The organism is Devosia sp. Z6_126, from assembly GCF_058133495.1.
This window is the reverse complement of record NZ_JBYUNO010000001.1, coordinates 1,324,206-1,349,592: the sequence shown is the minus strand read 5'-3', so window position 1 is coordinate 1,349,592 and position 25,387 is coordinate 1,324,206. Positions and strand designations below refer to the sequence as shown.

Annotated in this window: 21 protein-coding genes and 1 tRNA gene; 10 read left to right on the top strand and 12 right to left on the bottom strand. The window is 63.4% G+C overall.

The window, feature by feature from the left end; translation table 11 throughout:
* The first annotated feature begins 101 nt into the window (after positions 1-101).
* From AC3YOG_RS06570 to AC3YOG_RS06555, 4 genes are all read left to right on the top strand, one after another.
* Positions 102-178 (top strand) — tRNA-Arg (locus AC3YOG_RS06570).
* A gap of 117 nt (positions 179-295) precedes the next feature.
* Positions 296-1,051, top strand: coding sequence for an SDR family NAD(P)-dependent oxidoreductase (locus tag AC3YOG_RS06565; RefSeq protein WP_172125669.1), 756 nt, complete (start codon positions 296-298; stop codon positions 1,049-1,051).
* A gap of 132 nt (positions 1,052-1,183) precedes the next feature.
* Positions 1,184-3,004 (top strand): heavy metal translocating P-type ATPase, encoded by a 1,821-nt coding sequence (locus AC3YOG_RS06560; protein WP_127754603.1) that lies wholly within the window; start codon positions 1,184-1,186, stop codon positions 3,002-3,004.
* Between the two features lie 105 nt (positions 3,005-3,109).
* Positions 3,110-4,177 carry a sensor histidine kinase gene (locus AC3YOG_RS06555; RefSeq protein WP_172125665.1) on the top strand — a complete coding sequence of 356 codons (1,068 nt, stop codon included), beginning with the start codon at positions 3,110-3,112 and terminating at the stop codon, positions 4,175-4,177.
* Between the two features lie 114 nt (positions 4,178-4,291).
* On the opposite strand, the gene AC3YOG_RS06550 is transcribed toward AC3YOG_RS06555, so the two are convergent.
* From AC3YOG_RS06550 to AC3YOG_RS06530, 5 genes are all read right to left on the bottom strand, one after another.
* Positions 4,292-4,513, bottom strand: a complete 222-nt coding sequence (locus tag AC3YOG_RS06550; protein WP_127754605.1) for a hypothetical protein — start codon at positions 4,511-4,513, stop codon at positions 4,292-4,294.
* A 121-nt stretch (positions 4,514-4,634) separates the two neighbouring features.
* Positions 4,635-5,129: a hypothetical protein gene (locus AC3YOG_RS06545; protein ID WP_489934504.1), complete on the bottom strand. Its 495-nt coding sequence runs from the start codon at positions 5,127-5,129 to the stop codon at positions 4,635-4,637.
* On the bottom strand, positions 5,126-5,860 hold the full coding sequence (locus tag AC3YOG_RS06540; RefSeq protein WP_489934503.1) for a helix-turn-helix domain-containing protein: 735 nt from the start codon (positions 5,858-5,860) through the stop codon (positions 5,126-5,128). The genes AC3YOG_RS06545 and AC3YOG_RS06540 overlap by 4 nt, the downstream gene beginning before the upstream one ends.
* Positions 5,861-6,182: 322 nt before the next feature.
* Positions 6,183-7,007, bottom strand: coding sequence for a universal stress protein (locus AC3YOG_RS06535; RefSeq protein ID WP_489934502.1), 825 nt, complete (start codon positions 7,005-7,007; stop codon positions 6,183-6,185).
* A gap of 9 nt (positions 7,008-7,016) precedes the next feature.
* On the bottom strand, positions 7,017-7,139 hold the full coding sequence (locus AC3YOG_RS06530) for a hypothetical protein (protein ID WP_489889760.1): 123 nt from the start codon (positions 7,137-7,139) through the stop codon (positions 7,017-7,019).
* A gap of 183 nt (positions 7,140-7,322) precedes the next feature.
* On the opposite strand from AC3YOG_RS06530, the gene AC3YOG_RS06525 reads away from it, so the two are divergent.
* The 3 genes from AC3YOG_RS06525 (at position 7,323) to AC3YOG_RS06515 (ending at position 8,993) form a co-directional block, all read left to right on the top strand.
* Positions 7,323-7,553: a hypothetical protein gene (locus AC3YOG_RS06525; protein WP_172125661.1), complete on the top strand. Its 231-nt coding sequence runs from the start codon at positions 7,323-7,325 to the stop codon at positions 7,551-7,553.
* 159 nt (positions 7,554-7,712) lie between these two features.
* Complete coding sequence (locus AC3YOG_RS06520; protein ID WP_127754610.1) at positions 7,713-8,207, top strand: Hsp20/alpha crystallin family protein; 495 nt, start codon at positions 7,713-7,715, stop codon at positions 8,205-8,207.
* A 189-nt stretch (positions 8,208-8,396) separates the two neighbouring features.
* Entirely contained in the window at positions 8,397-8,993 is a 597-nt protein-coding gene (locus AC3YOG_RS06515) for an HdeD family acid-resistance protein (RefSeq protein WP_127754611.1), read from the top strand.
* A 114-nt stretch (positions 8,994-9,107) separates the two neighbouring features.
* Here the strand turns inward: AC3YOG_RS06515 and AC3YOG_RS06510 are convergent, their stop codons facing one another.
* The 3 genes from AC3YOG_RS06510 to AC3YOG_RS06500 are packed head-to-tail and all read right to left on the bottom strand — an operon-like array spanning position 9,108 to position 13,936.
* Complete coding sequence (locus AC3YOG_RS06510) at positions 9,108-11,012, bottom strand: glycosyltransferase family 2 protein (protein ID WP_489934501.1); 1,905 nt, start codon at positions 11,010-11,012, stop codon at positions 9,108-9,110.
* Entirely contained in the window at positions 11,006-12,733 is a 1,728-nt protein-coding gene (locus AC3YOG_RS06505; protein ID WP_489934500.1) for a cellulose biosynthesis cyclic di-GMP-binding regulatory protein BcsB, read from the bottom strand. The genes AC3YOG_RS06510 and AC3YOG_RS06505 overlap by 7 nt, the downstream gene beginning before the upstream one ends.
* Before the next feature lie 9 nt (positions 12,734-12,742).
* Positions 12,743-13,936, bottom strand: coding sequence for an NAD-dependent epimerase/dehydratase family protein (locus AC3YOG_RS06500; protein WP_489934499.1), 1,194 nt, complete (start codon positions 13,934-13,936; stop codon positions 12,743-12,745).
* 356 nt (positions 13,937-14,292) lie between these two features.
* Here AC3YOG_RS06500 and AC3YOG_RS06495 point away from each other — a divergent pair, with 356 nt between their 5' ends.
* Together AC3YOG_RS06495 and AC3YOG_RS06490 are read left to right on the top strand one after the other, a co-directional pair.
* Positions 14,293-14,829 (top strand): DUF1269 domain-containing protein, encoded by a 537-nt coding sequence (locus AC3YOG_RS06495; RefSeq protein WP_172125741.1) that lies wholly within the window; start codon positions 14,293-14,295, stop codon positions 14,827-14,829.
* 79 nt (positions 14,830-14,908) lie between these two features.
* Positions 14,909-15,496 carry a helix-turn-helix domain-containing protein gene (locus AC3YOG_RS06490; protein WP_127754616.1) on the top strand — a complete coding sequence of 196 codons (588 nt, stop codon included), beginning with the start codon at positions 14,909-14,911 and terminating at the stop codon, positions 15,494-15,496.
* A gap of 100 nt (positions 15,497-15,596) precedes the next feature.
* Here AC3YOG_RS06490 and AC3YOG_RS06485 read toward each other — a convergent pair whose 3' ends face one another.
* Positions 15,597-16,409, bottom strand: coding sequence for a universal stress protein (locus AC3YOG_RS06485; protein ID WP_172125651.1), 813 nt, complete (start codon positions 16,407-16,409; stop codon positions 15,597-15,599).
* Positions 16,410-16,427: 18 nt separating this feature from the next.
* Complete coding sequence (locus AC3YOG_RS06480) at positions 16,428-16,973, bottom strand: GNAT family N-acetyltransferase (RefSeq protein WP_489934498.1); 546 nt, start codon at positions 16,971-16,973, stop codon at positions 16,428-16,430.
* 245 nt (positions 16,974-17,218) lie between these two features.
* On the opposite strand from AC3YOG_RS06480, the gene AC3YOG_RS06475 reads away from it, so the two are divergent.
* Entirely contained in the window at positions 17,219-17,635 is a 417-nt protein-coding gene (locus AC3YOG_RS06475; protein ID WP_489934497.1) for a host attachment family protein, read from the top strand.
* A 27-nt stretch (positions 17,636-17,662) separates the two neighbouring features.
* On the opposite strand, the gene AC3YOG_RS06470 is transcribed toward AC3YOG_RS06475, so the two are convergent.
* A complete protein-coding gene (locus tag AC3YOG_RS06470; RefSeq protein WP_489934496.1) occupies positions 17,663-19,702 on the bottom strand; it encodes a response regulator in 2,040 nt (679 codons plus the stop codon).
* Complete coding sequence (locus AC3YOG_RS06465) at positions 19,699-25,374, bottom strand: HAMP domain-containing protein (protein ID WP_489889810.1); 5,676 nt, start codon at positions 25,372-25,374, stop codon at positions 19,699-19,701. The genes AC3YOG_RS06470 and AC3YOG_RS06465 overlap by 4 nt, the downstream gene beginning before the upstream one ends.
* Between the last annotated feature and the right edge of the window lie 13 nt (positions 25,375-25,387).

Here is a 25,387-nt window from a genome sequence, read left to right as displayed (position 1 = left end):
CGCACGCTGCGGGTTTTCCCCTAGCTGCTCCTGAAGCGAAAAGCACGGTCGTTTCGCGCGTTTGCACCCGCCCGCCAGGTTCTGTATAACCCAGACCGTGTGGTCTCGTAGCTCAGCAGGATAGAGCACAGGATTCCTAATCCTGGGGTCGTGGGTTCGAATCCCGCCGGGATCACCATTTCGCCGCCCGCGCCGCTGTGCAATTTACCCGCGGCATTCACTGGCTTGATTTCGGTCAAGGCCAGCGCGGCGACAGCGCCCTAGTTTCGTTCTGACTCAACGCAGTGAGGAACGCATGGACCAGGATTTCAAAGGCAAGGCCGCATTGGTGACCGGGGCGGCGTCGGGGATCGGGGCAGCCATTGCCCATGAACTTGCCGCCCGTGGCGCTTCGGTGATGGTTGCCGATCTCAACCAGGAGGGTGCCGACGACGTCGTCCTGGCCATCCGCGCTGCGGGTGGAACCGCCCAGGCTTACGCGCTGGATGTGGGCTCGGCCCTCGAAGTGGAGGCGCTGGTCGACAATGTCAAACGCAGCTTTGGCGCGCTGCATTACGCCGTCAACAATGCCGGGATCAGCGGCCCGGCGGCCCGCACCGGGGAATACCCGCTGAACGGCTGGGCGAGGGTCATCGACGTCAATCTCAACAGCGTGTTCTACGGCCTGCGCTACCAATTGCCGGCGATCCAGGCCTCGGGTGGCGGGGCGATCGTCAACATGGCATCCATTCTGGGCACGGTCGGCTTTGCCAATTCACCGGCCTATGTGGCGGCCAAGCATGGCGTGGTAGGGCTGACCAAGGCGGCCGCAGCCGAATATGCCGAGCACAATATCCGCATCAATGCGGTTGGCCCTGGGTTCATCGACACCCCGCTGATTTCGGACACGCTTGACGCGCAAACCCTGGCCGGCTTGCGCAATCTGCATCCGATCGGCCGGTTGGGCACCCCGCAGGAAGTTGCGGCGCTCACCGTGTTCCTGTTGTCCCCCGCTGCCAGCTTCATCACTGGCAGCTACCACCTGGTGGACGGCGGCTACACCGCCGTTTGACCGAGAGCGCCGGGCCGTCATTTGCGCGCCAGCCGGCCAGCTGGCGCGGATGGTCGCAACTTGACAGGCATCAAGTCGGGGCGGCGCCGGCGGGATACAACAGCCACCAAGATCCACGGGGGCCAAGCCAAGATGAAGCAGCGGACCACCTACCTGCTGCTGGCGCTGGCCCTGGTCGGGCTCCTCGCCGGCCTTTTGGTCATGTGGCAAGGGCCGGCAAACTGGGCCCACGCCATCTGGACCGCGGCAACCCTGCCGGTGCTGGGTGCCCTGCTGGTCCAGATCTGGACCTCGCTGCGGCGCGGGGATGTGGGGCTCGACGTGGTGGCGGCGCTGTCCATGTCGGCCGCCCTTGGTTTCGGGGAACCGCTGGCCGGCAATGTGGTCGCCCTGATGTATGCCGGCGGGCAACTGCTGGAAAGCTACGCCCAGGGCCGTGCGCAACAGGAGATGACCGCCCTGCTGGGCCGGGTTGCCCGCACCGCCATGCGGTTCGAGGGCGAGCACCTCGTGGAAGTGCCGATCGATGAGGTCGCTCCGGGCGACCACCTGCTGATCCGGCAGGGCGAGGTGGTGCCGGTGGACGGCAGCCCGCTTGATGGCGATGCGGTGCTCGATGTCTCGGCGCTGACGGGAGAAGCCAATCCCGCCCGCGTGGCCGCCGGCGGCGAGGTGATGAGCGGCTCGACCTCGCTGGGCCCGGCCTTCACCCTGCTTGCCACTAACCTCGCGCGAAACAGCACCTATGCCGGCATTGTCCGGATGGTGGAAGCGGCCCAGCGCAGCAAGCCGCCCATGGTGCGCATGGCCGATCGATACGCGATCTGGTTTCTGGTGCTGACGCTCGCAATGGCCGGCCTCGCCTGGGGCCTGAGCCACGAACCGGTGCGCGCCCTGGCCGTGCTGGTGGCGGCAACCCCCTGCCCGCTGATTCTGGCCGTGCCGGTGGCCCTGATTTCGGGCATGTCGCGCGCCGCCAGGATCGGCGTGATGATCAAGAATGGCGGCGTGTTCGAAACCATGGCACGGATCAAGGTGGTGATCCTCGACAAGACGGGTACGCTCACCTATGGGCGCGCCGCGGTAACGCAGATCACCACCATGGCGGGCCACACCGAAACCGATGTGCTCGGACCCGCTGCCAGCCTCGAACAAGCTTCCAACCATGTTGTGGCCGAAGCGCTGATTGATGCCGCCGCCGAGCGCAAGCTGCAACTTTCCGCCCCCAGCCACGTCACGGAAACGCCGGGCACCGGCCTTGTCGGCACGGTGGAAGGGCAGCGCGTCGTGGTTGGCGCACCCGATTGGGTGCTGGCGCAAATACCTCCGCCGACCGTGCCGCCAGCCCAGCTTGCCACCCCCGAAGAGGCCATGGCCGTGGCCGTCGCCATCAACGACGAGCTTGCGGGGTTCATCGTCCTTGCCGATCGGCTGCGCGAGGACGCCGGCCAGGTCCTGCGGGCACTCCGTGCCGCCGGAGTGGACCGGATCGTACTGGCTTCAGGCGACCGGACTGCGGTTGCCCAGGCAGTGGGCGACCGCCTCGGCGTTGACGCTGTGCGGGGGGATCTGAAGCCGGGCGACAAGGTGGCAGCCGTCCGCTCCGAACATGGGGCGGGCTATACGATGATGGTGGGGGACGGGGTCAATGATGCCCCAGCGCTCGCCGCCGCCGATGTGGGCGTTGCCATGGGCGCGCGGGGTGCGGCCGCGTCCTCGGAAGCGGCGGGGGTCGTGGTGCTGGTGGACCAGCTCGCCCCCCTGGCCGAAGCCATCGGCATTGCCCAGCGCTCGCGGGTCATTGCCCTGCAAAGCGTTACGGTCGGGCTTAGCCTTTCGGTGCTGGCGATGACTGCCGCTGCCTTCGGCTTTTTGCCTCCTGTCCAGGGCGCGCTGGTACAGGAAGCGATCGATGTTGCCGTGATCCTCAACGCCATGCGGGCGCTGCGCTGATCCGACGCATGCGCCGGACGCCACCATACCCATCAGCGTTGACGGTGATCAAGAAGGGCTAGTGAGCCGATCCTATAGTGGCAGCCAGCCCAGGAGATTCCCGATATGCCGACGCCAGGTGGCTATCCCCTTGAACCGCGGCCTCGACCCACGAAACGCCCTGGGTCCGCGAACCGTGAAACGGCACTTCCCGACCGCCCGTTCTTGCAGGAAACCAGCAAGCTCAGGCGCGCTCTCGATGCGGCCGGGGTGGCGCTTTGGTCATGGTCGCCCGAAACCGACGCTTTCATCATGGACGAACTTGGCTTCGACCTGTGGGGCTTGCCGCGCCGCAGCAGGGTGACGCTGGAGGACCTTTCCTCGCGCGTCTACCCGGCCGACCTTGAAATGGTACGGGCCAATCTGCGGGCCACGCGCGCCATCAAGGGCACCTATGAGATCGATTTCCGCATCCTCGTGAACAAGCAGGTGCGGTGGGTGTCGGTGCGGGGCCTCGGGGAAGACGAGCGGCTGCATGACGGGCAGATGGTGGGGGTGTTCCTCGATGTGACCCGACGCCGGCAGGCCGAGGAAAACAACGCATTGCTGGCGGGCGAAATGAGCCATCGGGTCAAGAACCTGCTGGCCATTGCCGAGGGGCTGGTCGACCTGTCGTCGCGCTCGAGCACCAGCGTTGCCGAGATGACCGCCGAGCTCAAGGGGCGGCTGCAGGCCTTGCGCCGTGCCCATGATTTTGTCCGCTCCCTCCCCGGTCATGCGGCGGGCAGCGCTGCGCTCGAGGACCTGATCAGCGTGATCCTGGCGCCCTATGATGCTTCGGGGGATTTCAACCGGATTTATGTCGATGTGCCCCCGATGGAGATCGGCGAGCAATCGGCCACCACCCTGGCCCTGGTGATCCATGAACTGGCGACCAATTCGGTCAAATATGGCGCGCTGTCCGTGGGATCGGGCCTGCTGGTTATTTCGGGGAGCCTTACCCCCGACGAGCTATGCCTGATTTGGACGGAACGCGGGGGACCCCGGGTCAAGCCGCCGACCGACCAAGGCTATGGGGGCAAGCTGCTCAACCGCAGCGTCACGGGCCAGCTGGGCGGCTCGATCCAGACCGACTGGTCCGACGAGGGGATCGTCGTCACCCTTTGGGCCAATACCCACCAACTAGCGGTCTGACGCCAGCTGTCCCTTCGGACCTCGGCCGGGCAGGCGACTGCAGGAGTGGGGTTTGGCTGCTTGCCCGATCGGGGCAGCGATGGGGCCTGTCAGCCCCATCTGCTTGCCGGGCGCTCAAAGCCCGGGGCGGAGCGCGCGCGCAGTGACGGCCACATTGCCTTCGGGGCGGGAGGTATGGCCGGGGACGATCACGCCCATTTCGTCGAGCTCGCGCAGCACGAACTCGGGGAGTGAGCTGCAGGAGCAGGCGGCCTCGTGCCGCAGGTGCCAGCCCAGCAATGCCGAGCGCGGAAACAGCGGGCGCGGGTTGTCACGGTGCCATCTTGTGTTGAGCATGGTGCCCTCCAAACCAGGGCCAGGCATTCAACCTGGAGAGTTGTGTCGGTGGTGGTCCCTGATGGCGACGGGCCGACCGGGAACGAACAAAGCGTTTCCCCATCCAAGTCGCATCAGCGGGTCAGGACGCGGGATCGCTCGCCCCAGCGCTATTGCGGCTATTGGCTTCCAGCTCACCGTCACGCCGGGAGGCTCCTTCGGGGTGAAAGGGCAGATCACCCGCGTCCGAGCCTGGGCCCGGATCGAGCGGGGCCGCATTGGCTTTGCCCGCGCCTGTCAAGGGTGCCGCAGAGCGCAAGGCGCTTTGCCGGAACCGAACCCTCGCCGGCACCGCCCGGAAGGAGCGCGTGCGCCGGAAGGGGAGCGTAGTCGCCTGGTGCCGGCAGCTGCCGGGCGCAGAATTGTTCAACAAACCCGCCGATGTTAACCGCAGTCCATCGAGGAACGCTCTGACCTTGCCCGCGAACTGGGCAATGATCGGCGTGGGAGCCGGACCGGGCACACCGCCCCATGATCGTGCGGCCTCGTGCAACGCCACGCTGGTCTGGGCGGTGTCACCACACAGTTCGAACTCGAAATCATCGATGATGGGCTGGGTACCAATGCCGTCTTTCACTTGTTTCTCCTTTCCGATCGGGCGCCTTGCGCGTCACCTTGGAGACTAAGAGCTCCGAGCTCGGGGGCCTTGACGGGGGTCAAATCTGCTTCATGCCCGCAGATGGCCTCGAGCGTGGCCCGGTCCAAAATCTCGATGGAATGAATGTCGGGGACGCGGATCAGGCCCTGGTCGCGGAAACGGCGCAGGATGCGCGACACGGTTTCAAAACTGACCCCGAGATAGTCGGCAATATCGTTGCGGGCCATGGGCAGCTCGATGCGCGAGCCTGCGCCCTGGCGGGCGGCGAGATCGCACAAAAAGGCCGCCAACCGCTCATCGACGATGGTTTTACCCAGCACCAGCAGATGCTCCTGGAAGCGTGTCAGGCTTTGCACCACCAGCGGAAAAAGCTTGGCCGCCGCCTCGGCATCACGGTTGGGCCGCAACACGCGGATGCCGGTGACCCCGACCGCTTCGGCAAAAAAGCGATGCTCGCGCCCGCACTCCCAGCCAAACACATCGCCGCCAAAGGAAAAGCCGCAAACCTGCCGCTTGCCTTCGGGCGTGAGGCGGCCGATGCGCACACATCCGAACTCAACTGCATAGATCGGGCCGGCAAGTTCTCCCTGGCCATAAATCTCGGATCCGGCCCCATAGGTGGACAGCGCATCCTGGGCCGTTTCCGCCAAGTACATTGCCGGGCCTGACATGGCAGGGGCCGGCTGTAGCAGCATGGTCTGGAAGGTCATGCAGTTCTCCCCGTATCCTGGTTGATCCCTGTCGATGCACCTGATTTCCAACAGTGCCGATGCGAGGTCGCTGGTCGGACATTCCCGCCAGCTATGGGCCTCGCCCGCTTCAAGGAGGGTAGGGAATTGGGCGACGGGCTCGTTGATGGAAATCAAGCACCGGGTTTTATCGGAGATCAAAAAAGCCGGCGGCATCCCCCGGCACCAACAGCGCCGCAACCAAAGGGACCCCCTGTCGCACCCGAAAAAGGCGAGGCCATAGGCGATGGGGGGAAGGAGGAAACACCGGCGTTTTTCGTTCGCCGGTGCTCAGGCACGGGCGTTATCGCGACATCAGCACCGGCACATCGCATTTGCTGAGCAGCGCACGGGTGACGCCGCCAAGCACGCGTTCGCGCAGGCGCGAGCGGCCATAAGCGCCCGCCACCACGAGATCGGCGCCGGATAGCCGCGCTTCGCTCAGCAAGGCCTCGGCGGCGGAACGCCATCCGGCCAGTTCCTTGATTTCGGCATGGATATCGTGGCGGCTGAGATAGCGCGCGATATCGGCGCCCGACGAGGTCTGGGCCTGCTCCTCGGGCTCATCGGTGACCACGGCCAGCACAACTTGCTGGGCCTTTTTCAGGATCGGCAAGGCGTCCTTGATCGCCCGCGCCGCTTCGCGCTGGTTCTTCCAGGCTACCAGCACGTTTTCGAGCTGGAACGATGCCGGTTTCTGAGGCGGCAGGAACAATGCAGGCCCGCCCGAGCCGAACAGCACCCCCTCCTCGTCGCGATAGTTCTTGTCGGGATCACCATATGGACGAGTGCCAATAAAGAGATCCGACGCCCGTGCTTCGGCCGCGAGCCCCTCCCCCACGGTGTCGGTGACCCCCGAAACGATGCGCAAATCGTTGGGCACAACCATCAGTGCAAAGCGGGCGGCGAGCACCTCCCGGCGCTGTTGCGTCAATGCAGCCGCTTCGTCCATCAAGGTCGGGAGCACATCGGCATAGATGAGGCCAGGCGAGGCGACCAGTTCGGGCTCAAGATGCACCAGCAGCCCCGTCAAATGAGCATCAAACACCCCAGCCAGGGTTTCGGCATAATCGAGGCGCACCCGGTCTTCATCGGAGCCGGTGAGGTGAACGACAATATCCTTGATCATGGCGGGCGCTCACTTGCCTTGGGGGTTGGGTTTGTGCTGCGGGGCGGGCTGCAGGGTACCGAGCGCCAGAAAGAAGTAGGAATAGCGCGACGGCCAGCGGAGCGGGCCAGGGGCTTGGTTGGGGTTTGACATGGCAGCTCCTTTTGTTGGCTCGAGCTTCACACCTCCAGCCCGCCGCGCTTTGACGGAGGTCAAAACCGGCAACAAGCGCACGCCCACCGCTCGGCCCACGGAATGCTCGTCTCTTGATTCCCGTCAACGCAGCTCGGGCAAGGGGGCGTATCCTCCTTGCACGAGGTAAGCAGGACAGGGCGGATGAAGCCGATCTGGATCGCCGTTGCCATCATTTTGCTGGTCTTCGCCGCGATGGGCGCCGCGATCTACCAGACCAGCCCCTGCCAGCGCATGCTGGGCTTTTCGGCGGCAGCATGGCGCGGCCAGATCGTGGTTTGCTCGAGCGTGTCCGAAACCCGGATCGCCGCCCTTCGCGGGAGCGGTTTGGAGCCTGCCGGAGGCTCACTTCCCTACCGGCAGGCGGCCGGCTGATCCTGCGCGTTAGGAGTCGGGAATGTGCTCGAAAAGTGCGGTTGACGGGCGCTCCGGACGCCCAATCGCACCGTTCCTTGACTTTGGTCACCGCGCCATTTGGTCCGCGATTGTAGCCTTGCTGGCATCCTGAGGGATGCAATCGGAAAGGACCAGACCATGACCATGACTGATAAAACGCCTGCGACCACCAACGGCAATGGCCGGATGCCAGCTTCCACGGGCGAGCATCGGCAGATTGACGCGCTTCGCGACCGCATCGAGGAGTTTTTTTATGCCCTGACCCCAGGTTTTCCAACCTCGCTCAGCAGCAGGATGCGCGGCTTCCTCCCCGATGCCGAGTTGCGGCAAACCGATTCCGGTCTGATGCTGTCGCTCGAACTACCCGGGATGAGCGACGAGGACGTCAAGATCACGGTTCAGGATCGCACCGTGACGGTCAGCGGGGAAAAGCGGGAAACCACCGAGTCCCAGGAGGGCTCGGTTTATCGCAGCGAGCGCAGCTATGGCTCGTTCAACCGCACCTTTACAGCACCCTTCGCTGTTGATCCCGAGAGCGTCAACGCCAAGTTCGAGAACGGCGTGCTGACGCTGACCATTCCCAAGCCGGCGGGATATTCCGATACCCCCAAGGAAATTCCCATCCACCATTGACCATGAGATAAGGCCCACCGTGGGGGCGGGCACCTGCGCAGTTTATCGGGTTGGCGGCGTCCCCCGCCAACCCCCGAGCGGCCGAGGTTATCGGCAGTCTCAGCCCTTTCGGCCCTCGCCGGCCCCAGCAGGCACCGGGTCGCCTTGCTCGGGCCATTGCCCAGCATCATTGCTCGCGAGGAGCTCGAAATGAGTGATCAATCCACAGAGCACAAACGCTATGGCGCCTATGTCCTGCTTGCCCGCAGTGCAATCATGCTGGCAGCCGGGATTTATGGCCTCAATGACCCCGAAGGGGCCCTTCGGCTTCTCGTGGTGATTTCCGCGATGCTGCTGGTGGCGGACGGCATGCTTGGGCTGCTGGCCGACATTTTCCGTACCCCCACCATCAACCTGCAATTCAACGATGTGGTGCGCAATGTGCTCGAGATCCTGGCCGGCATCCTAATCTTCAGCAGCCAATATGTCAGCCCGGAAGTGACGCCCAAATTCATCATAACCGTGGTGGGTCTTCTCGGCCTTTGCGCCGGGCTGGTGGAACTCTACATCGTCTACAAATATCGCAGCACAGTGGATCGGTTCTGGCCATCGGTGTTCACGGCGTTGGCCCATCTTGGCGTCGGGATCGTGCTGCTGGCGATGCCATCGCAAAGCGCTCTTCAACTGATCAACATCGTTTCCATCCTGCTGATAGTTTATGCCTGCGCCCTGCTGGCGGTCGCCTGGTATATGCTGCGCTCACGCCAGCCCGCAGCGCCGCGCCAGGCTCCGGCCCCCCGACAATAAGCGGCGGGCTAGAAACGTTTTGGGGGGCCAAGCCCCCTTTTTTTTCGGATACTGATCGGGGTGGTGGTCCTGGCTCCTGTGGCCTGAACCCTCGGGCCAGGGGCGAGCTGAGCCTTAGCTGGTCGCCCCTATGGTCCGGTGCGCCATGGCGGGGGCAGTGCCGATCCGCCTTTCATTGGCGAGCCGCGCCCGCTGGCGCTCTGGCGACAGCACCCCCGCGCGCGCGGTGTAGCGCTCGAAGGTCATCGAAAGCACCGCTTCCAGGGTGAAATAATAGCGCAGCATGCGGAAGGCGATATAGGCGGGGAGCTGCAGCAAGTCGCCAGGGCGAAGATTGACGAGAATGGCGATAACTGCGTTGAGCAATGGGGCGCCCATCAGAATGGCCAGCAGCGAGGTGGCGCTGGCCGTGCTTCTGGGATCGGCATGAAGCAGCAGGAAGTTGATCGCGAAAAACAGCAGCGGCCAGCCCATGGCGCGCCGCCCCGTATTCATCAGCATGAAGGGCAGCACGATCTTGCCACGCACCGAGGGGGTAAAACCTGCCAGCAATTGGCGGTTCCGGGCCGCCACATGATAAAGCGAGCGATACCAGCGCTGCCGCTGTTCGCGCAGATGCGCAAAGCTGCGTGGCACCTCGGAGATGAACCGCAGCTGTGGATCAACGATCAGCCGATACCCGGCTTCCCCGATCCGCAGCGCGGCGTCGGTATCCTCGCCGTTCAAGCCATTGGCGAACCCGCCAACCTCCCGCACAACCGCGGTGCGGTAGCAGGCGAACATACCGGGAATGCCGATGATCACGTCCGCAGCGCCGAAGGCGACCTGATCATAGCCCGACTTGAGCAACACCTCGATCTGGCGCGGCCCATCAAAGGCTCCGCCACCTGGCGGCATGGGCATGCCACCGACACAGCCGACATAGGGATGGGCGAAGTGCGCGAGACAATCCGCCAGCAGCTGCGGATGGAGCAGCGTATCGGCATCGAGGCGGGCAAAGAACTCGGTTTGCACCGCCGCAAGGCCCCGGTTCAAGGCACGCGACTTGCCCGGCGTGGGCTCACGCAGCAACTGCCCCGTCACATGCTCGCAGCGCGCAAAGGCTGCCTCGGCGGCCGCCGGCGTATCGTCGCTGGAGTTGTTGTCCACAACGATCAGCGTCACGGCGCCGGCATAATTGCCTGCCGCAATATCGGCCGCCGCAATGGCGGCGGCGATGTTGTGGCTTTCGTTATGGGCCGGAATGAGCAGGGTTATGTCGGGGGCAAAATTCTTGCGGCCCCGGAACAGGTTCTGAAACGCAGCCAGGATGTTAAGAAGAAAGAAAATCAGCGGCACGAACATGAACAGGCCGACGGCGACGCCCCCCAGCAGCGACATCTCGCGCAGCCGGTAAACAATGGGCAGATCAAGCCGCATCACCCAGACGGACACCGCCGCCGAAATCACGATGGTGCTGGCAAGGGTCAGCAGAGAGCCCAGCTTGAACCGCAAGTTGAGCGGAGCATCGTCGCGCTCGGGCATATCGGCGCAGGACAGCATGGTGAGCGAAAAGATGTAAAAGCCCGCGAGACCGGTGATGATGCTGATCGCCTGCAGGGGCAGGCTCGCGCCGGTCAGCGCCAACAACACGCCATTGCAAAGATCGAGCGTGGCACAGAACAGGGCAAAAGGCAGCACCAGCTCCAAGCCAAACAGCAGCCGCGCCCAGCCTGGCGCCTGGATCGTGGTGGCGAAGGCCAGATAGAAGCTCAACACGAAGATGCGCAGCGGCACGGCATAATTGCCGTCATATTGCGAGAAATAAAGGTCGCCGTCCGGGAATATCGCCCGGAGTGCCGGTTGCCGTTCGACCAGGATCAGCAGCACGAACGAGATCAGCGTAGCCAGCGCCAGCACCTGTGGGGCACTGGTGCTGGCTACGGGGCGGGAAAGCAGCGGCGGCGCCGAATCATGGGATCTGTATTGATCCGGCTGCAGCCGATGCTGGAGTGCCTGGCGTTGGGGTGTTTCTACCATGATACAAACAGCGCACCGGGTTGAACAGGATCGGCAGTCCCGCGGTCGCGCCACTCGTCCAAGGGCCAGACGGCAACGCCATCAGGGTCCTGGCCTTCATGGGCAACAACAAGAAAGCCCTGGGAAGCATCGTTGTCGCGCAGCGCCTGGAGCGCGGGCTCGTCCAGCATCTGGATGCTGACCGGCTTTTCCTCGAGGAACGAGGCCGGCACATCGAGGGGCAGGATCAGGTCAAGCAGGCGCTGGGTCTGCAATGTCGCGCCCTGGTCGGCGCTGGCGGGACCGGCAACAAAGACTCCGCCCGAGCCGGCCAGCGCGGACACGAGGACCTGCTTGGCCCCTTCGGGGGTCTGGACGGGATCGAGATAGCTTTCGGGCAGCAATTGCGCGGCAGCTTCGGGACCGGCCCGGCAGATGCCCTGGTTGGGGGAATTGTCGACCAGGACGATCGCCAGCTGGTTGGACAGGAACTGGAACTGGGCGGGCAATGGCACATCGAGGGTGATGGCGCCATCGGTGCCGGGATGATTGGCGGCATGAACGAGGTTGCCATTGAGCAGCACCCGCAGCGACCACTGGTTTGGCTCCACCAGCTGACTGGTCTTGAGCGCTAGATGGAGGCGTGCTGGCGCGAGCCCATCGGGCAGGTCGGCGAGCTTGTAATCGAGCAGCCAGCGGCTCGAGCCGCGGAAGGTATGCGCCGCCAGATCGGGGGTCAGCGCATTGATGGGCAGCGGCCACTGGGCCTCGTAACTGGCGGGCAATGTAGCCCCCTTGATCCGTGCGACCATGTCGAGGGCCTCCGTTCCGGCAAGCGTGATTTGACCGGCGTCGTTCATGCTCAGGGGCTCGGCGGCCTCAGCCACGAGCGAAAAAGATCCGTTCTGGTCCAGGGGGCGCGCTTGGGCCGGAACACCCTGGCGCGACAACCACTGCGTGGCCCAGGCCTGCATCGCCGGCTGGTCGGGCGCCCACAGTCCGATCGGCTCGGCAGCAAGCGCGATCCTGGTTTCCACATCGCTGCGCGGCGCATCGAGCTGCAGGGCCAGCCCACTGCTTTCGAGGACCGCGATGGCAGCACCCAGATTGGCGGCATTGGTGGGACAGATCTGGCCCCAATTGGTGGTGCCATTGGCATCGAGGGTGACAATGATTTCTCCCGCCGCCAGGTCCGCTGGCAGCAAGGGATAGGTCAGCTGTAGCGCGGTCGTGCCGCGCATGAGCACAATGGCATCGCGTTCGGTGCCATTAACGAGGACGGTCAATAGTCCATCGCCCTGCTCGACCAGCTCGCTTTGCAAATCCAGCTGCACCTGGCCCTCAACAATGTTGAGGCCCTCGGGCAAAGGGAAGCGCAGGCTCGTCTGGGCGGGGAAACCCGCCAGGCCCATCCAGATGCCGGGCTGTGCCCGAGGAATGCGCACGACTGCCTCGCCCGCGGTCAAGCGGGCCGGAGCTGCCTGTTGTCGACCGGTAGCGGCTGGAGCCGCTTCGGCTTGCGCCGCCGCCGCAGGGGCCGCCGCTTGGCCTTGGGCCGGGGGCGCCCCGGCCGGAGGGCTGTCGGCCTGCGCCAGTTGGATGGGTGCTGCCTCGCCTCCTTCCGAAAAGCCGAGGCGCTCGGTGAGATTGGCGGCAAAGCCAGGGTCGCTGAACAACACGGACAGTGTCGTTACCCCAAAGATGATCACGGCGAACATGACAAGGCGGAGGGCATCACGCATGGCTCAAACTCACTCTTTCACAAGGCCGGGGCGATGGTTTCGGGTCCACAAGGAGCGGGCGGCCACCATTTTGGGGTTGTAGCGCGACTTGAAGCGCTCCACGATTTCCATGGTTTCGCCGAACAGCTGTTCACGCAGCAGGATCGGATCGAGCCCTAAAGATCGGAAAGCCGCATTGGACATGAGCAGATCGTTTTCGGCGTCTTCATTGCGGGGATTGTCGACATAAGCGATGCGCGCGCCGGTCATGGCGGCGATCATCTCGGCCAAATCCCGCACCCGCTTGGTTTCGGCAACCTGATTGAAGATCTTGACCCGATCGCCGGGCTGGGGCGGACTGTCGATGGCGAGCTGGACGCAGCGCACCGTGTCCTGGATGTTGATGAAGGCGCGCGTCTGCCCTCCGGTGCCATGCACGGTCAGGGCATGGCCCACCACAGCCTGCATCAGGAAGCGATTGAGCACCGTCCCGTAATCGCCATCGTAATCGAAGCGGTTGACGAGCCCGTCGTGCTGGCGGGTTTCCTCGGTCTGCGTGCCCCAAACAATGCCCTGGTGCAGATCGGTGATCGGCAGGCGATCATTGTGGGCGTAGTATTGGAAGATCAGCTGATCCATCGACTTGGTCAGGTGGTAGACCGAGCCGGGACTGGTGGGGAACAGGATCGAGCGCTTCACAAAATCATTGTCGTGGGCCTTGATCAGGACATCGAGATAGCCTTCGGGGATTTCGACCCCGGCGCTGGCATAACCATAAACGCCGGTCGTCCCCAGATGGACAACGTGAATAGACTTGGCAAGATCAACAATGGCCGCCAGCAAGTTGTGCGTGCCACCAATATTGTTCTCCATCGTATAGCGCTTGTGACTTGAATTGGTCATCGAGTAAGGGGCGGAGCGTTGTTCAGCAAAGTGAACGACGGTATCGGGCGCAAATATCTCGATCGCGTCGCGCAGGCTGTGGAAGTCGCGGGCGACGTCGATAAAGAAGTAGTCGATCTGCTGGCCCGATATATCCCGCCAGATATCGAGCCGCTCCCGGATGGAGGTGATCGGGCTAAGGCTGCCCGCGCCCATCTCGTCATCGATGTGGCGGCGCGACAGATTGTCGATGATGCCAACCCGGTAGCCGCGGGCCGAAAGGTGCAAGGCTGTGGGCCAGCCGCAAAAGCCGTCCCCGCCAAGAACGAGTACCGATCGCATTTTCAACTCCGCACTGGGACATGCATCCGGGAGGACGCTCCTGATAGCGGGGGATCATAGGGGGCACATCGAACAGCTTATTGACATTGGTCAAGATTGCGGAATTGTTCCGGTACAAAGAAGACAATCCGGAACAATAAAGTTAGAGACTTATTCCACTATTTGCTCGCGTGTATTTCAGACTGTCACACAATCTAAATTGCCACGATCGCGGTTCTTCTATGAATCAAAATCCAAGTACTCTGGCAACGGAACTAAATATTGCCTAGACGTATTTTGATTTTTGTCAGGACGGCCGTGAAGCTTCTTCAGTTCACATGCCGGCGGACACACTTGATTATCAAGGAGATGGCAAGGTGAGTGACCTAATAGCGATATCGTTTGACGACGTGAATGAAGCCGACCGCGTGCTCCACGAACTTAATCAACTCCAAAAGGAGTACCTGATTGATCTCGACGATGCCGTGGTGGTGATCCGCCGCCACGACGGCAAGATCAATCTCAAGCAGAGTTACAATGTGGCCGGCGCGGGCGCCGCCTATGGTGGGCTTTCGGGCATCGCCTGGGGCACCCTTGTCGGCCTGTTGTTTCTCAATCCGCTCGCCGGCCTGGCCATAGGCGGACTGCTTGGCGCTGCCACTGGCGCCATTTCGGGGTCGCTCGTCGATTATGGGCTGGATGACACCTTTGTCCGCTCCGTGGCGGAAAAGCTCACGCCCGGCACCTCGGCCTTGTTCATCCTCGTGCGCAAGGCGCAACCGGAAAAGGTTATCGCCGAGCTGTCCAAGTTCAATGGCACGATCCTGAAAAGCTCGCTTTCGCCCGACCAGGAGAAAAAGCTGCACGAGGCAATCATGCGCGCTCGCCAGCAAGACAATCCGGTCGCAGCCTAAGGAGCCATGCCATGCATCTTGCTGCCCCAGACTGACGACCCTCCCGATCAGCAGCGCAATGAACCCTTAGGAGCCAGGCATGAGCCAACATGTTAAGACCTCCAGTGCCGAGGCACCTATCTCCATCTACAGCAATGGCATGAAGATCTACCGGCAAGGGGACCCTTCGGGGTCCCTGTACTCGGTACAGTTCGGGTGCGTCCTCCTGGCCCGCGTGACCTATGGCGGCAATCGCCAGGTCGGCGGGTTCTTTTTTCCCAACGAAGTGTTTGGCTGGGAAAGCGAAAGCGAACACTGTTTCTCCGCTGAATCGGCAGGAACCACCGGTATTCGGGTGTTCGGGCCCACCAAGGACCCCAATGCCGCCGAATGGCGCCACAAGCAGCTCCTGCCTAGCCTCACCCGCCTGCGCGAACAATTGTTGATCGTTTCGCTGGGAACGGCCGATGCGCGCCTGGCGGCGTTCTTTTGCGACCTCGTCGAGCGCAACGGCAACAATCTCCTGGCGCTGCCCATGCACCGGCTCGACATCGCCGCTTATCTTGGCATCAGCCCCGAAACGGTATCGCGGGTCCTGCGGCGGTTCAAGGATGCCGGGATCGTCAGCGTGCCCAGCACCCACTACATCAAAGTGCTGAACCTGCCCGCACTCCAGCAGATTCAGTGATCGGATAGCTCCCGCCCCCTCCCCGCTGGGGGAGGGCGGGCCAGAGCGCCTCAGTGCACCACCATGCCCTTGGGACACAACCGTCTAAGCAGGCACGGCGCTAGCGGGCCATCAGCACCGGAATATCGGCATGGGTCAGCACATAGCGGGTGGCCCCGCCCAGCACCCAGTCCATGAATTTGGAATGGCCATAGCCGCCCATCACCAGCAGATTGGCCCCGGTGCGCCCGACCTCGTCCAGCAAGGCTTCCCCAGAACCTTCGGTATCGGTGTCGAGCGTCCTGACCTCGGCCGAGATGCCGTGGCGCCGCAGATGGCGGGCAAGATCACCAGCGGACAGGGCGTCCTCATCCTGGCGCAGTGACACGATGATGACCTGGCTGGCTTGCTCAAGAAAGGGCATGGCTTCGGTAATGGCGCGCACCGCCTCGCGGCTGCCATCCCAGGCGACCGTCACCCTATTGAAGCCATTGGTGTGCCGGCCATTCTGGGGCACGAACAAGCACGCCCGTCCCGAGCCGAACAACACGGACACTTCCATGTTCACGTCCTCAGCCGGATCCTCTTCGGGCCGGGCTGCCACAAAAAGGTCGGCGACGCGGGCGCGCGCAGCCATGGCCTGCCCCGCAGCGCCCGACGACACATCGAGCCGGCGCACATCATGGGGGATGCCCAAATCGTCGAACCGGGTTTTGAGCTTTTTGAAGCTTTCATCGGCGCGCGCAGCGGACTGCTCGAACCAGGGTTCCATCCCGGCCATCACGATGGGGTCGAGATCGGAGGTTTCGGGCAGGATATGCACGTAAAGCCCCGTCAGATGGGCATCGAAGCGGTTGCCAATGGATTCGGCTACCCCCAGGCGCGCTTGGTCCTGGTCTGAACCGGTGAGATGAACCACGATGTTCTTGATCATTTTGCAGCCCTTTTCGCCTTAGGATTGATGCGCATCGAGCGCCCCGGCCAGGGGGCGCAATTGCTTTTCCAGCACAACCACTGTGGGATCGCCCGGGCAGGCCCGGGAGGTGAAACCCATCTCCTTTTCGAGACGGATGGCCGACAGATTGGAGCGGTCCTCGATCGACTCGAGCCGCCCAACGCCCCTGGCCTGGGCAAAGCGGCTCACATAGCCCAGCAGCTCCCAGCTCACGCCGCGGCTCTTGAAGTCCTGCCGGATGGAGATGGCGACTTCCCCCACCGCCATGGCGGGATCGCAGGCCAGCATGGCCGTCGCGATCACCGCCTCCGTCTCGGGGTCGATGGCCACGAAATTTTCAGTGCGCTGATGGTCGACCTCGGTCATGGCCCGGAGGCGATCCTGACCCACCTTCTTGACCGTGCTGAGGAACCGGAAGCGCAGATCCTCGGGCGAGACATGCCCGAAGAATTCCTGCAGCGCCGCCGCGTCATCCCCCCGAACAGGCCGGACATGAAAGGTAAAGCCGGTGCGGGTGGTGAGGTCGGTCTCCCATTGAGCCATGGCGGTGGCGCTCCTGCTCGCGCCGACCGGCTTTGCGCCGGGCGGTGGCCCGCACCATGCCCCATTCCCGCAGCAAGGTTTTGACGCTTATCAATTCCGGCGCGTCCTGGCGCAGCGGTTTGCGGAGCGAATGCGCGTGGGGTTTACGACCTCGTTAAGCCCATGCGGGCAAAACCGGGAACATCGCGCCCAACCGCTTCGTTTGCCTGCAAATCGCCCGCCCGCGGGGACCCAGGAAATCAATCATGTCCGATATCATTTACATTCCCCAGCGCACGCTGGTGGTGGTCGCTGATGGGCACCACGCCGTGCTGCTGCGCACCCATGGGATCAGGGCAAATCTGAGCCTGACCGAGGAACAGCGCCTCACCCCACAGAACCTTGACCGCGAAGGCCCGTCCGGGGTCCGCCCCGAGGAGCAAACGCCCCGCCAGACCGACGAGGCGACCTTCGCCAAGCAACTGGCCGAAGCCCTTTACACAATGAAGCAGGCCAACAAGTTCGAGCATCTCGTGCTCGCTGCCGATCCGCAGACCCTGGGTCAGCTGCGCCAAACCATGCACAAGACCGTTTCGGCCAGCATCATGCTGGAGCTGCCCAAGGAACTCACCAGGCAAACAACCACGGAAATCGCCGCCGCCATCCGCGACGCAGCCGGCTGACGCCGACCGCCTTGTTTTGAAGCGCCGCTAGTGCGTCGAGCGCTGGACGGCGACATTGCGGACCGCTTGCAGCAATGCGGCCCGGGTAAAGGGCTTGGCCAGCAGCGGAACATCGGATGGCCGGCGAGCGACGTCTTCCAGATCGGCGTAGCCGCTGATGATGACGGCGGGCCATAGCGGCCGCTGCGCCCGCGCGGCTGTGATCAGGTCAAGTCCGGACATGTTGGGCATGGCATAATCGGTGACAATGACGTCGAAGCGGTCCGCCCCGCCCCGGATCAACTCCAGCGCCTCGGTGCCGCTCGCCGCGCAAGTGACCGCATAACCGGCATCGCTCAGATGCATCTGGGTAAGATCGCGCAAACCCACCGCGTCATCGACCAGCAAAATCGTTTGCCCGGCGGTGACAGCCAGCTCCGGCTCGCTGATCGCGTCCGAGATCAGGCTGGGGGCGATCTCGGCGCAGCGCGGCAACCAGACCTCCATAACCGTGCCCGCCCCCACTACGCTCGAAGTGAGCAGCGTTCCCCCCGACTGCTGGGCAAAGCCCAGCACGGAGCTTAAGCCCAGGCCTGTGCCCTTGCCCGCATCTTTGGTGGTGAAGAAAGGCTCGAGCACCCGCTCCAGCAGTTCGGGCGGAATGCCGGTGCCGGTATCGGCGACCGACAGCACGACGTAATCGCCGGCCTTGAGGTCCCCTCTGTCAACCGGCAGGTGCCGGTTGACGCCAGTGATGGTCACCGTGCCGCCCGTCGGCATGGCATCGCGCGCATTGATCACGAGATTCATCAGCGCCAGCTCAAGCTCGCCCCCGTCCACAAAGGCGGGCCAAAGCGCCGCCTCGAGTTCCCAGCTCAGCGTCACGAGCCCACCCAGCACCGGCGCGAGCAAGCCATCAAGCGCCTGCGCCACCGCCTCGATCCGGATCACCTCGGGCTGCAGGTTCTGCCGGCGCGAAAAGGTCAGCATGCGATTAACCAGATGCGCGCCTTGCTGGGCGGCATGGCGCATCATGCCCAAAACCTTGCGGCCGCGTTCATCAAGTTCGCTGCGCCGCTCAAGGAGGCCAATCCCGCTCAGCACGGAAGCCAGAAGATTGTTGAAGTCGTGCGCGATCCCGCCGGTCAGCTTGCCGATCGCATCGAGCTTTTGCGATTGCAGCAATTGGTCCTGGAGCCGGCGCTGTTCGGTGATGTCGCGCAGCGTGCCGACATGAATGCCATCCCGTCCGGAAACCGGCACCCTTTGATCCACGAAGACGCGATAAGTGCCGTCGCGATGCTGCCAGCGATACTCGCCCGGCTTGAAGGCCTCGCCTGCCGCGCCAATGGTCCCGTCGCGATCGTCGGGGTGGATGCGCCCGAGCCAAAGCCTTGCGTCCTCGGCAAAGGCTTCGGGGGAAAACCCGGTCAGGCTCTCGATATCGCCGGCAATGAAGCTGGGCGCCCCAGCCCCGGCCTCGATCTGATAAACCGCAAGCGGCAGGGAGCGCAGCAGCAGGGCCTGGCGCTCTTCGGCCTCGCGCAGCGCCTGGTCCGTGCGCAGCTTTTCGGCCTGGGCGCGCAGCGCCTCGTGCAGCAGCACCTGCTCGCGCTCGGCATTACGCTCGATCTCGCGGGTTTTTTCAAACAGGCTGACAAAGATCTGCACCTTGGAGCGCAGGATGGTGGGATCGAACGGCTTGAACACGAAGTCCACCGCGCCGCTGTCATAGCCGCGCATCAGATGGGCATCTTCCTTGTTGATCGCGGTCAGGAAGATGATCGGGATGTCGCGCGACTGCTCGCGCATGCGCACGAGCTTGGCCGTTTCATAGCCATCGATGCCGGGCATCAGCACATCGAGCAGGATCACCGCGAACTGCTCCTTGAGCAGGAATCGCAGCGCTTCGGTGCCCGAGGACGCGGTGACGATTTCGGCCACATCCTGGAGCACTTCGCTCAGCGCCAGGAGATTGCGCGGATCATCATCCACCACCAGCACGCGTGGACGAGGCGCCGCCCCGGCCAGGCTGTCGCCGGGGCGGCCAAGTTCCATTCCGCTCAGCTCGGTCAAACCCGAGGTCATGCGCGCGTCGCAGTCATGCCCAATGCCGCGCTCCGTTCCCGCGAACGCGCGACCCAGACCCGCAGCAGGGCCAGCAACAAATCAAGATCCACCGGCTTGGCAATGTAATCGGACGCTCCTGCATCGAGGCATTTCTGCCGGTCCCCCTTCATCGCCTTGGCGGTGACCGAGATCAGCGGAATATGCGCCAGAGCCAGGCGGCCCCGGATCGTGCGCATGGTTTCGTAGCCATCCATTTCGGGCATCATGATGTCGACCAGGGCAATATGGGTATCGGGATTTTGCTCGAGGATGGCGATACCCTCGCGCCCGCTTTCGGCATGCAGCACCTCGATGCCGCACGTTTCGAGCATGCTGGTGAGCGAATAAATGTTGCGGATGTCATCGTCGATGATCAGCACTTTGGTGCCCACCAGATCCTGGGTGGCAGCGCGATCGCTTTCGCCCGGGCCGGACGCTGGCTGGCGCGCGACGAGCTCGGTCAGCTGGGACAGGCTTTCGGCGCGCGGCAGGCCGGCAAGGGCGCTGTTTGCGGCCGAGCCCAGCAGCGCTTCGGCATTGGCGCCAAAGATCACCGTCTTGCCCAGAACTGCGCTCCCGTGGCTGCCAAGCCGCCCAAGAGCGGCCTGGTCGTCCTTGGCGGAGCGGCCAATCGCGACCACGACGTGATCATAGCCATCCAGCGCCGCCTCATCGCTGTTGGCCGGCAGCAGCGCCACGGCGGTGACGGCGGTCAGCCCATCCCGGATCGCCTCGGTGGTGGCCAGGCGCCGCTCGGCGTCGGCGTCCACCACGAGCACACGGCGATGATTGCGATCCGGATTGCTGCTGATGGCCTCGAACACGGCCGTCAGCTGCTGCGGATCAACTGGCTTGAGCATCACGCTGGCCGCGCCCTTGGCGGTCAGCTCTGCCGCATGCTCGGCGCCCGAAATCACGTGGATCGGGATCGATGCGGTCTTGGGATCATGCTGCAACAGGTCAAACAGCACCCAGCCATCGATATCGCTGAGCCCAAGATCAAGCGTGATCGCATCGGGCATGGTCTTGCGTGCCAATGACAGCGTGCCCGAACCGGCATTGGACAGCACACCCTTGAGCCCGGCGGAACGGGCGACATCCAGCAGCACCCGGCCAAAGGTCGGGTCGTCCTCGACGATCAGGATCACCTTGTCGCCGGGCTGGATCGTGTTGCGATCATCGCCATCGGGCGCCTCCCCGGGGCTGGCAGGGCTCGCGGGACTGGGCTCGACCGCAGCGGGGCTATGCTGCAGGCCCAGCGTTTCGGGACCATCAAGGGGCACGACAAGGGTGAAAGTCGAGCCCTGGCCGGGCGTGCTCTGCACCTTGAGTTCGCCCCCCAGGAGATTGGCGATCTCGCGGCTGATCGAGAGCCCAAGCCCGGTGCCGCCATATTTGCGGCTGGTCGTGCCATCGGCCTGCTGGAAGGCTTCAAAGATCAGCTTCTGCTTTTCCTCGGGAATGCCGATGCCGGTATCGCTGACGGCGACAGCGAGCATGCGACTCCCGCCCTGGCCGTGCGCATCCACCGCTTCGAGGCCGAAGCGGAGTTTGACCTGCCCTTGTGCGGTGAACTTGAAGGCGTTCGATAGGAGGTTCAGCACCACCTGCTGCAGCCGCTTTTCGTCGGTGCGCATGGTTTCGGGCAGCGCCGGATCGATGTCGATGGCAAAGTTCAGCCCCTTGTCGGTGGCGAGCTGGCGGAAGGTGCGCTCCATATGCTGGCGCAGCTGGGTCAGCTTCACATGACCGATATCGATGGAAACTGTGCCGGACTCGATCTTGGAGAGATCGAGAATGTCGTTGATGAGGTTGAGCAGGTCCGTGCCCGCCGCATTGATGGTGCGCGCGAATTCCACCTGCTTGTCGTTCAGGTTCCCCTGCTGGTTGGAGGCGAGGAGCTTGGACAGGATCAGCAGCGAATTGAGCGGCGTGCGCAGCTCGTGGGACATATTGGCCAGGAACTCGGACTTGTATTTGGAGGTCAGCGCCAGCTGTTCGGCCTTTTCCTCGAGCGCCCGGCGGGCCATTTCGATTTCGAGATTCTTGTTCTCGACCTGCTTTTTCTCGTTTTCGAGCAGTTGTGCCTTTTCCTGCAGCTCCTCGTTGGTGGCGTGCAGCTCTTCCTGCTTTTTCGTGAGTTCGGACTGGCGCGACTGCAGCTCGGCGGTCAGCAACTGGGACTGTTTGAGCAGCCCCTCGGTGCGCATGGTGGCCGCGATGGTGTTGAGCACGATGCCCACCGATTCCATCAACTGGTTGAGGAAGCTCTGATGGGTGTCGTTGAACTCGCTGAACGAGGCGAGCTCGATCACGGCCTTGACTTCCTCTTCAAACAGCGCCGGCAGGATGATCACATTGGCCGGATCGGCCGAGCCGAGGCCCGAGCTGATCTTGAGGAAATCGGGCGGCACATTGTCGAGCATGATGACGCGCCGGTCGGCGGCGCTTTGCCCGATCAGCCCTTCGCGCAGCGCCACCTGGCTGCGGATCTGGGCATGGCTTTCCGCCCCATAGCTGGCGGCGAGTTCCAGCCGGGTTTCGCTGTCTTCGCGCGTCGTCACATAGAAGACGCCATATTGCGCGTTCACCAATGGGGCGAGCTCGCTCATGATCAGGCGCGACACGGTCGAGAGGTCGCGCTCGCCCTGCAGCATGCGCGAAAAGCGCGCCAGGTTGGTCTTGAGCCAATCCTGCTCGGCATTCTTGAGGGTCTGATCCTTGAGATTGCGGATCATCTCGTTGATGTTGTCCTTTAGCGCGGCGACCTCGCCCGAGGCTTCCACCGAAATGGAGCGCGTCAGGTCGCCCTTGGTCACGGCAGTGGACACTTCGGCAATGGCGCGCACCTGGGTGGTGAGGTTCGCCGCCAGCTGGTTCACATTGTCGGTGAGATCGCGCCATAGGCCCGCCGCGCCTGGCACGCGCGCCTGGCCGCCGAGCTTGCCTTCAATACCCACTTCGCGCGCCACATTGGTCACCTGGTCGGCAAAGGTCGCGAGGGTTTCGATCATGCCGTTGATGGTTTCGGCAAGGGCTGCGATTTCGCCCTTGGCATCCACCGCGAGCTTGCGCTTGAGATTGCCCTGAGCCACCGCGGTCACCACTTCGGCAATGCCGCGCACCTGGTTGGTGAGGTTGGTCGCCATCAGGTTCACATTGTCGGTGAGGTCCTTCCAGGTGCCGGCAACGCCTTCCACCCGCGCCTGGCCCCCGAGCTTGCCCTCGGTACCCACTTCGCGCGCCACGCGCGTCACTTCGCCGGCAAAGCTGTTGAGCTGGTCCACCATGGTGTTGATGGTGGATTTGAGTTCGAGGATTTCGCCCTTCACGTCCACGGTGATCTTTTTGCTGAGGTCACCCGAGGCCACGGCGGTGGTCACCTCAGCGATATTGCGCACTTGGCCCGTCAGATTGGCGGCCATCAGGTTCACATTGTCCGTGAGATCCTTCCAGGTGCCACCGACGCCGCGCACCTGCGCCTGGCCGCCGAGCTTGCCCTCGGTGCCCACTTCACGCGCCACGCGCGTCACTTCCGAGGCAAAGCTATTGAGCTGGTCCACCATGGTGTTGATGGTGTCCTTGAGCTCGAGGATTTCCCCGCGCACCGCCACCGTGATCTTCTTGCTGAGGTCGCCCGAGGCCACCGCGGTGGTGACTTCGGCGATGTTACGCACCTGGCCGGTGAGGTTGGCGGCCATGGCGTTCACATTGTCGGTCAGATCCTTCCAGGTGCCGGCGACGCCGCGCACTTGCGCCTGACCGCCGAGCTTGCCGTCGGTGCCCACTTCGCGCGCCACGCGCGTCACTTCCGAAGCAAAGGAATTGAGCTGGTCCACCATGGTGTTGATGGTGTTCTTGAGCTCGAGGATTTCCCCCTTCACATCCACCGTGATCTTTTTGCTGAGGTCACCCGAAGCCACGGCGGTGGTCACCTCGGCGATGTTGCGCACCTGGCCGGTCAGGTTCTGCGCCATCGAGTTCACATTGTCAGTCAGATCCTTCCAGGTGCCGGCCACGCCCTCCACATGGGCCTGGCCACCGAGCTTACCTTCGGTACCCACTTCGCGCGCCACGCGCGTCACTTCACCGGCGAAGGAATTGAGCTGGTCCACCATGGTATTGATGGTGTCCTTGAGCTCGAGGATTTCACCCTTCACATCCACGGTGATTTTTTTGGACAGATCGCCACGCGCCACGGCGGTGGTCACTTCGGCGATATTGCGCACCTGACCGGTCAGATTCGCGGCCATCAGGTTCACATTGTCGGTCAGATCCTTCCAGGTGCCGCCGACGCCCTTCACATCGGCCTGGCCGCCCAGCTTGCCTTCGGTGCCCACTTCGCGCGCCACGCGCGTCACTTCCCCGGCAAAGGAATTGAGCTGGTCCACCATGGTGTTGATGGTCGACTTCAGCTCCAGGATTTCGCCCTTCACGTCCACGGTGATCTTTTTAGAAAGATCACCCGACGCCACGGCGGTGGTGACTTCCGCGATATTGCGCACCTGACCGGTCAGGTTCGCCGCCATCAAGTTCACATTGTCGGTGAGATCCTTCCAGGTGCCGCCAACGCCGCGCACCTGCGCCTGGCCGCCCAGCTTGCCTTCGGTACCCACTTCGCGCGCCACGCGGGTCACTTCCGAGGCAAAGGAGTTAAGCTGGTCCACCATCGTGTTGATGGTGGATTTGAGCTCGAGGATTTCGCCCTTCACGTCCACGGTAATCTTTTTGGACAAATCGCCCGAGGCCACGGCGGTGGTCACCTCGGCGATGTTACGCACCTGGCCGGTGAGGTTCTCGGCCATCAGGTTCACATTGTCGGTGAGGTCCTTCCAGGTGCCGCCGACGCCTTCAACGCGCGCCTGGCCGCCCAGCTTGCCTTCGGTGCCCACTTCGCGCGCCACGCGCGTCACTTCCGAAGCAAAGGCGTTGAGCTGGTCCACCATGGTATTGATGGTGTTCTTGAGCTCGAGCACCTCGCCCTTCACCTCCACGGTGATCTTGCGGCTCAAATCGCCATTGGCGACGGCCGTGGTCACTTCGGCAATGTTGCGCACCTGGCTGGTCAGGTTCGCCGCCATGGAGTTCACATTGTCGGTCAGATCCTTCCAGGTGCCAGCGACGCCCTTGACCTGCGCCTGGCCCCCGAGCTTGCCTTCGGTGCCCACTTCGCGCGCCACGCGCGTCACTTCCGAGGCAAAGCTGTTGAGCTGATCGACCATGGTGTTCACCACCTTGCCGATGCGCAGGAACTCGCCGCGCAACGGACGGCCATCGATCTCTTCCATCATGGATTGGCTGAGATCGCCCTTGGCCACGGCCCCGATCACGCGCGCCACTTCCGCGGTGGGCTGCACCATGTCTTCGATCAGTTCGTTCACCGAGCGCACGCTGGCTTCCCAGCTGCCGCTGGCATTGCGCACATGCGCGCGCTCGCCGATGCGCCCATCCTTGCCCACCACGCGCCCCAGACGGGCAAATTCATCGGTCAGCGCCTCGTTGAGCTCAACGATTTCGTTGAAGCTCTGGGCGATCTCGAAGTCGATGCCGTCGAAATCTCCGTCGAGCCGTACCGAAAAATCGCCGCGCCGGAAGGCGCGCAGGGCGTTGAGGATATGACGGCGATCGAGCTGTTGGGTGGGGGCGGTCATGGTCAAGGTAGTG

What these genes read in the sequence shown, in the direction of transcription:
- AC3YOG_RS06565 (WP_172125669.1), top strand. Translation starts at nt 296, where the DNA reads ATGGACCAGGATTTCAAAGGCAAGGCCGCATTGGTGACCGGGGCGGCG.
- AC3YOG_RS06560 (WP_127754603.1), top strand. Translation starts at nt 1,184, where the DNA reads ATGAAGCAGCGGACCACCTACCTGCTGCTGGCGCTGGCCCTGGTCGGG.
- AC3YOG_RS06555 (WP_172125665.1), top strand. Translation starts at nt 3,110, where the DNA reads ATGCCGACGCCAGGTGGCTATCCCCTTGAACCGCGGCCTCGACCCACG.
- AC3YOG_RS06550 (WP_127754605.1), bottom strand. Translation starts at nt 4,513, where the DNA reads ATGCTCAACACAAGATGGCACCGTGACAACCCGCGCCCGCTGTTTCCG.
- AC3YOG_RS06540 (WP_489934503.1), bottom strand. Translation starts at nt 5,860, where the DNA reads ATGACCTTCCAGACCATGCTGCTACAGCCGGCCCCTGCCATGTCAGGC.
- AC3YOG_RS06535 (WP_489934502.1), bottom strand. Translation starts at nt 7,007, where the DNA reads ATGATCAAGGATATTGTCGTTCACCTCACCGGCTCCGATGAAGACCGG.
- AC3YOG_RS06530 (WP_489889760.1), bottom strand. Translation starts at nt 7,139, where the DNA reads ATGTCAAACCCCAACCAAGCCCCTGGCCCGCTCCGCTGGCCGTCGCGC.
- AC3YOG_RS06525 (WP_172125661.1), top strand. Translation starts at nt 7,323, where the DNA reads ATGAAGCCGATCTGGATCGCCGTTGCCATCATTTTGCTGGTCTTCGCC.
- AC3YOG_RS06520 (WP_127754610.1), top strand. Translation starts at nt 7,713, where the DNA reads ATGACCATGACTGATAAAACGCCTGCGACCACCAACGGCAATGGCCGG.
- AC3YOG_RS06515 (WP_127754611.1), top strand. Translation starts at nt 8,397, where the DNA reads ATGAGTGATCAATCCACAGAGCACAAACGCTATGGCGCCTATGTCCTG.
- AC3YOG_RS06510 (WP_489934501.1), bottom strand. Translation starts at nt 11,012, where the DNA reads ATGGTAGAAACACCCCAACGCCAGGCACTCCAGCATCGGCTGCAGCCG.
- AC3YOG_RS06505 (WP_489934500.1), bottom strand. Translation starts at nt 12,733, where the DNA reads ATGCGTGATGCCCTCCGCCTTGTCATGTTCGCCGTGATCATCTTTGGG.
- AC3YOG_RS06500 (WP_489934499.1), bottom strand. Translation starts at nt 13,936, where the DNA reads ATGCGATCGGTACTCGTTCTTGGCGGGGACGGCTTTTGCGGCTGGCCC.
- AC3YOG_RS06490 (WP_127754616.1), top strand. Translation starts at nt 14,909, where the DNA reads ATGAGCCAACATGTTAAGACCTCCAGTGCCGAGGCACCTATCTCCATC.
- AC3YOG_RS06485 (WP_172125651.1), bottom strand. Translation starts at nt 16,409, where the DNA reads ATGATCAAGAACATCGTGGTTCATCTCACCGGTTCAGACCAGGACCAA.
- AC3YOG_RS06480 (WP_489934498.1), bottom strand. Translation starts at nt 16,973, where the DNA reads ATGGCTCAATGGGAGACCGACCTCACCACCCGCACCGGCTTTACCTTT.
- AC3YOG_RS06475 (WP_489934497.1), top strand. Translation starts at nt 17,219, where the DNA reads ATGTCCGATATCATTTACATTCCCCAGCGCACGCTGGTGGTGGTCGCT.
- AC3YOG_RS06470 (WP_489934496.1), bottom strand. Translation starts at nt 19,702, where the DNA reads ATGACCTCGGGTTTGACCGAGCTGAGCGGAATGGAACTTGGCCGCCCC.
- AC3YOG_RS06465 (WP_489889810.1), bottom strand. Translation starts at nt 25,374, where the DNA reads ATGACCGCCCCCACCCAACAGCTCGATCGCCGTCATATCCTCAACGCC.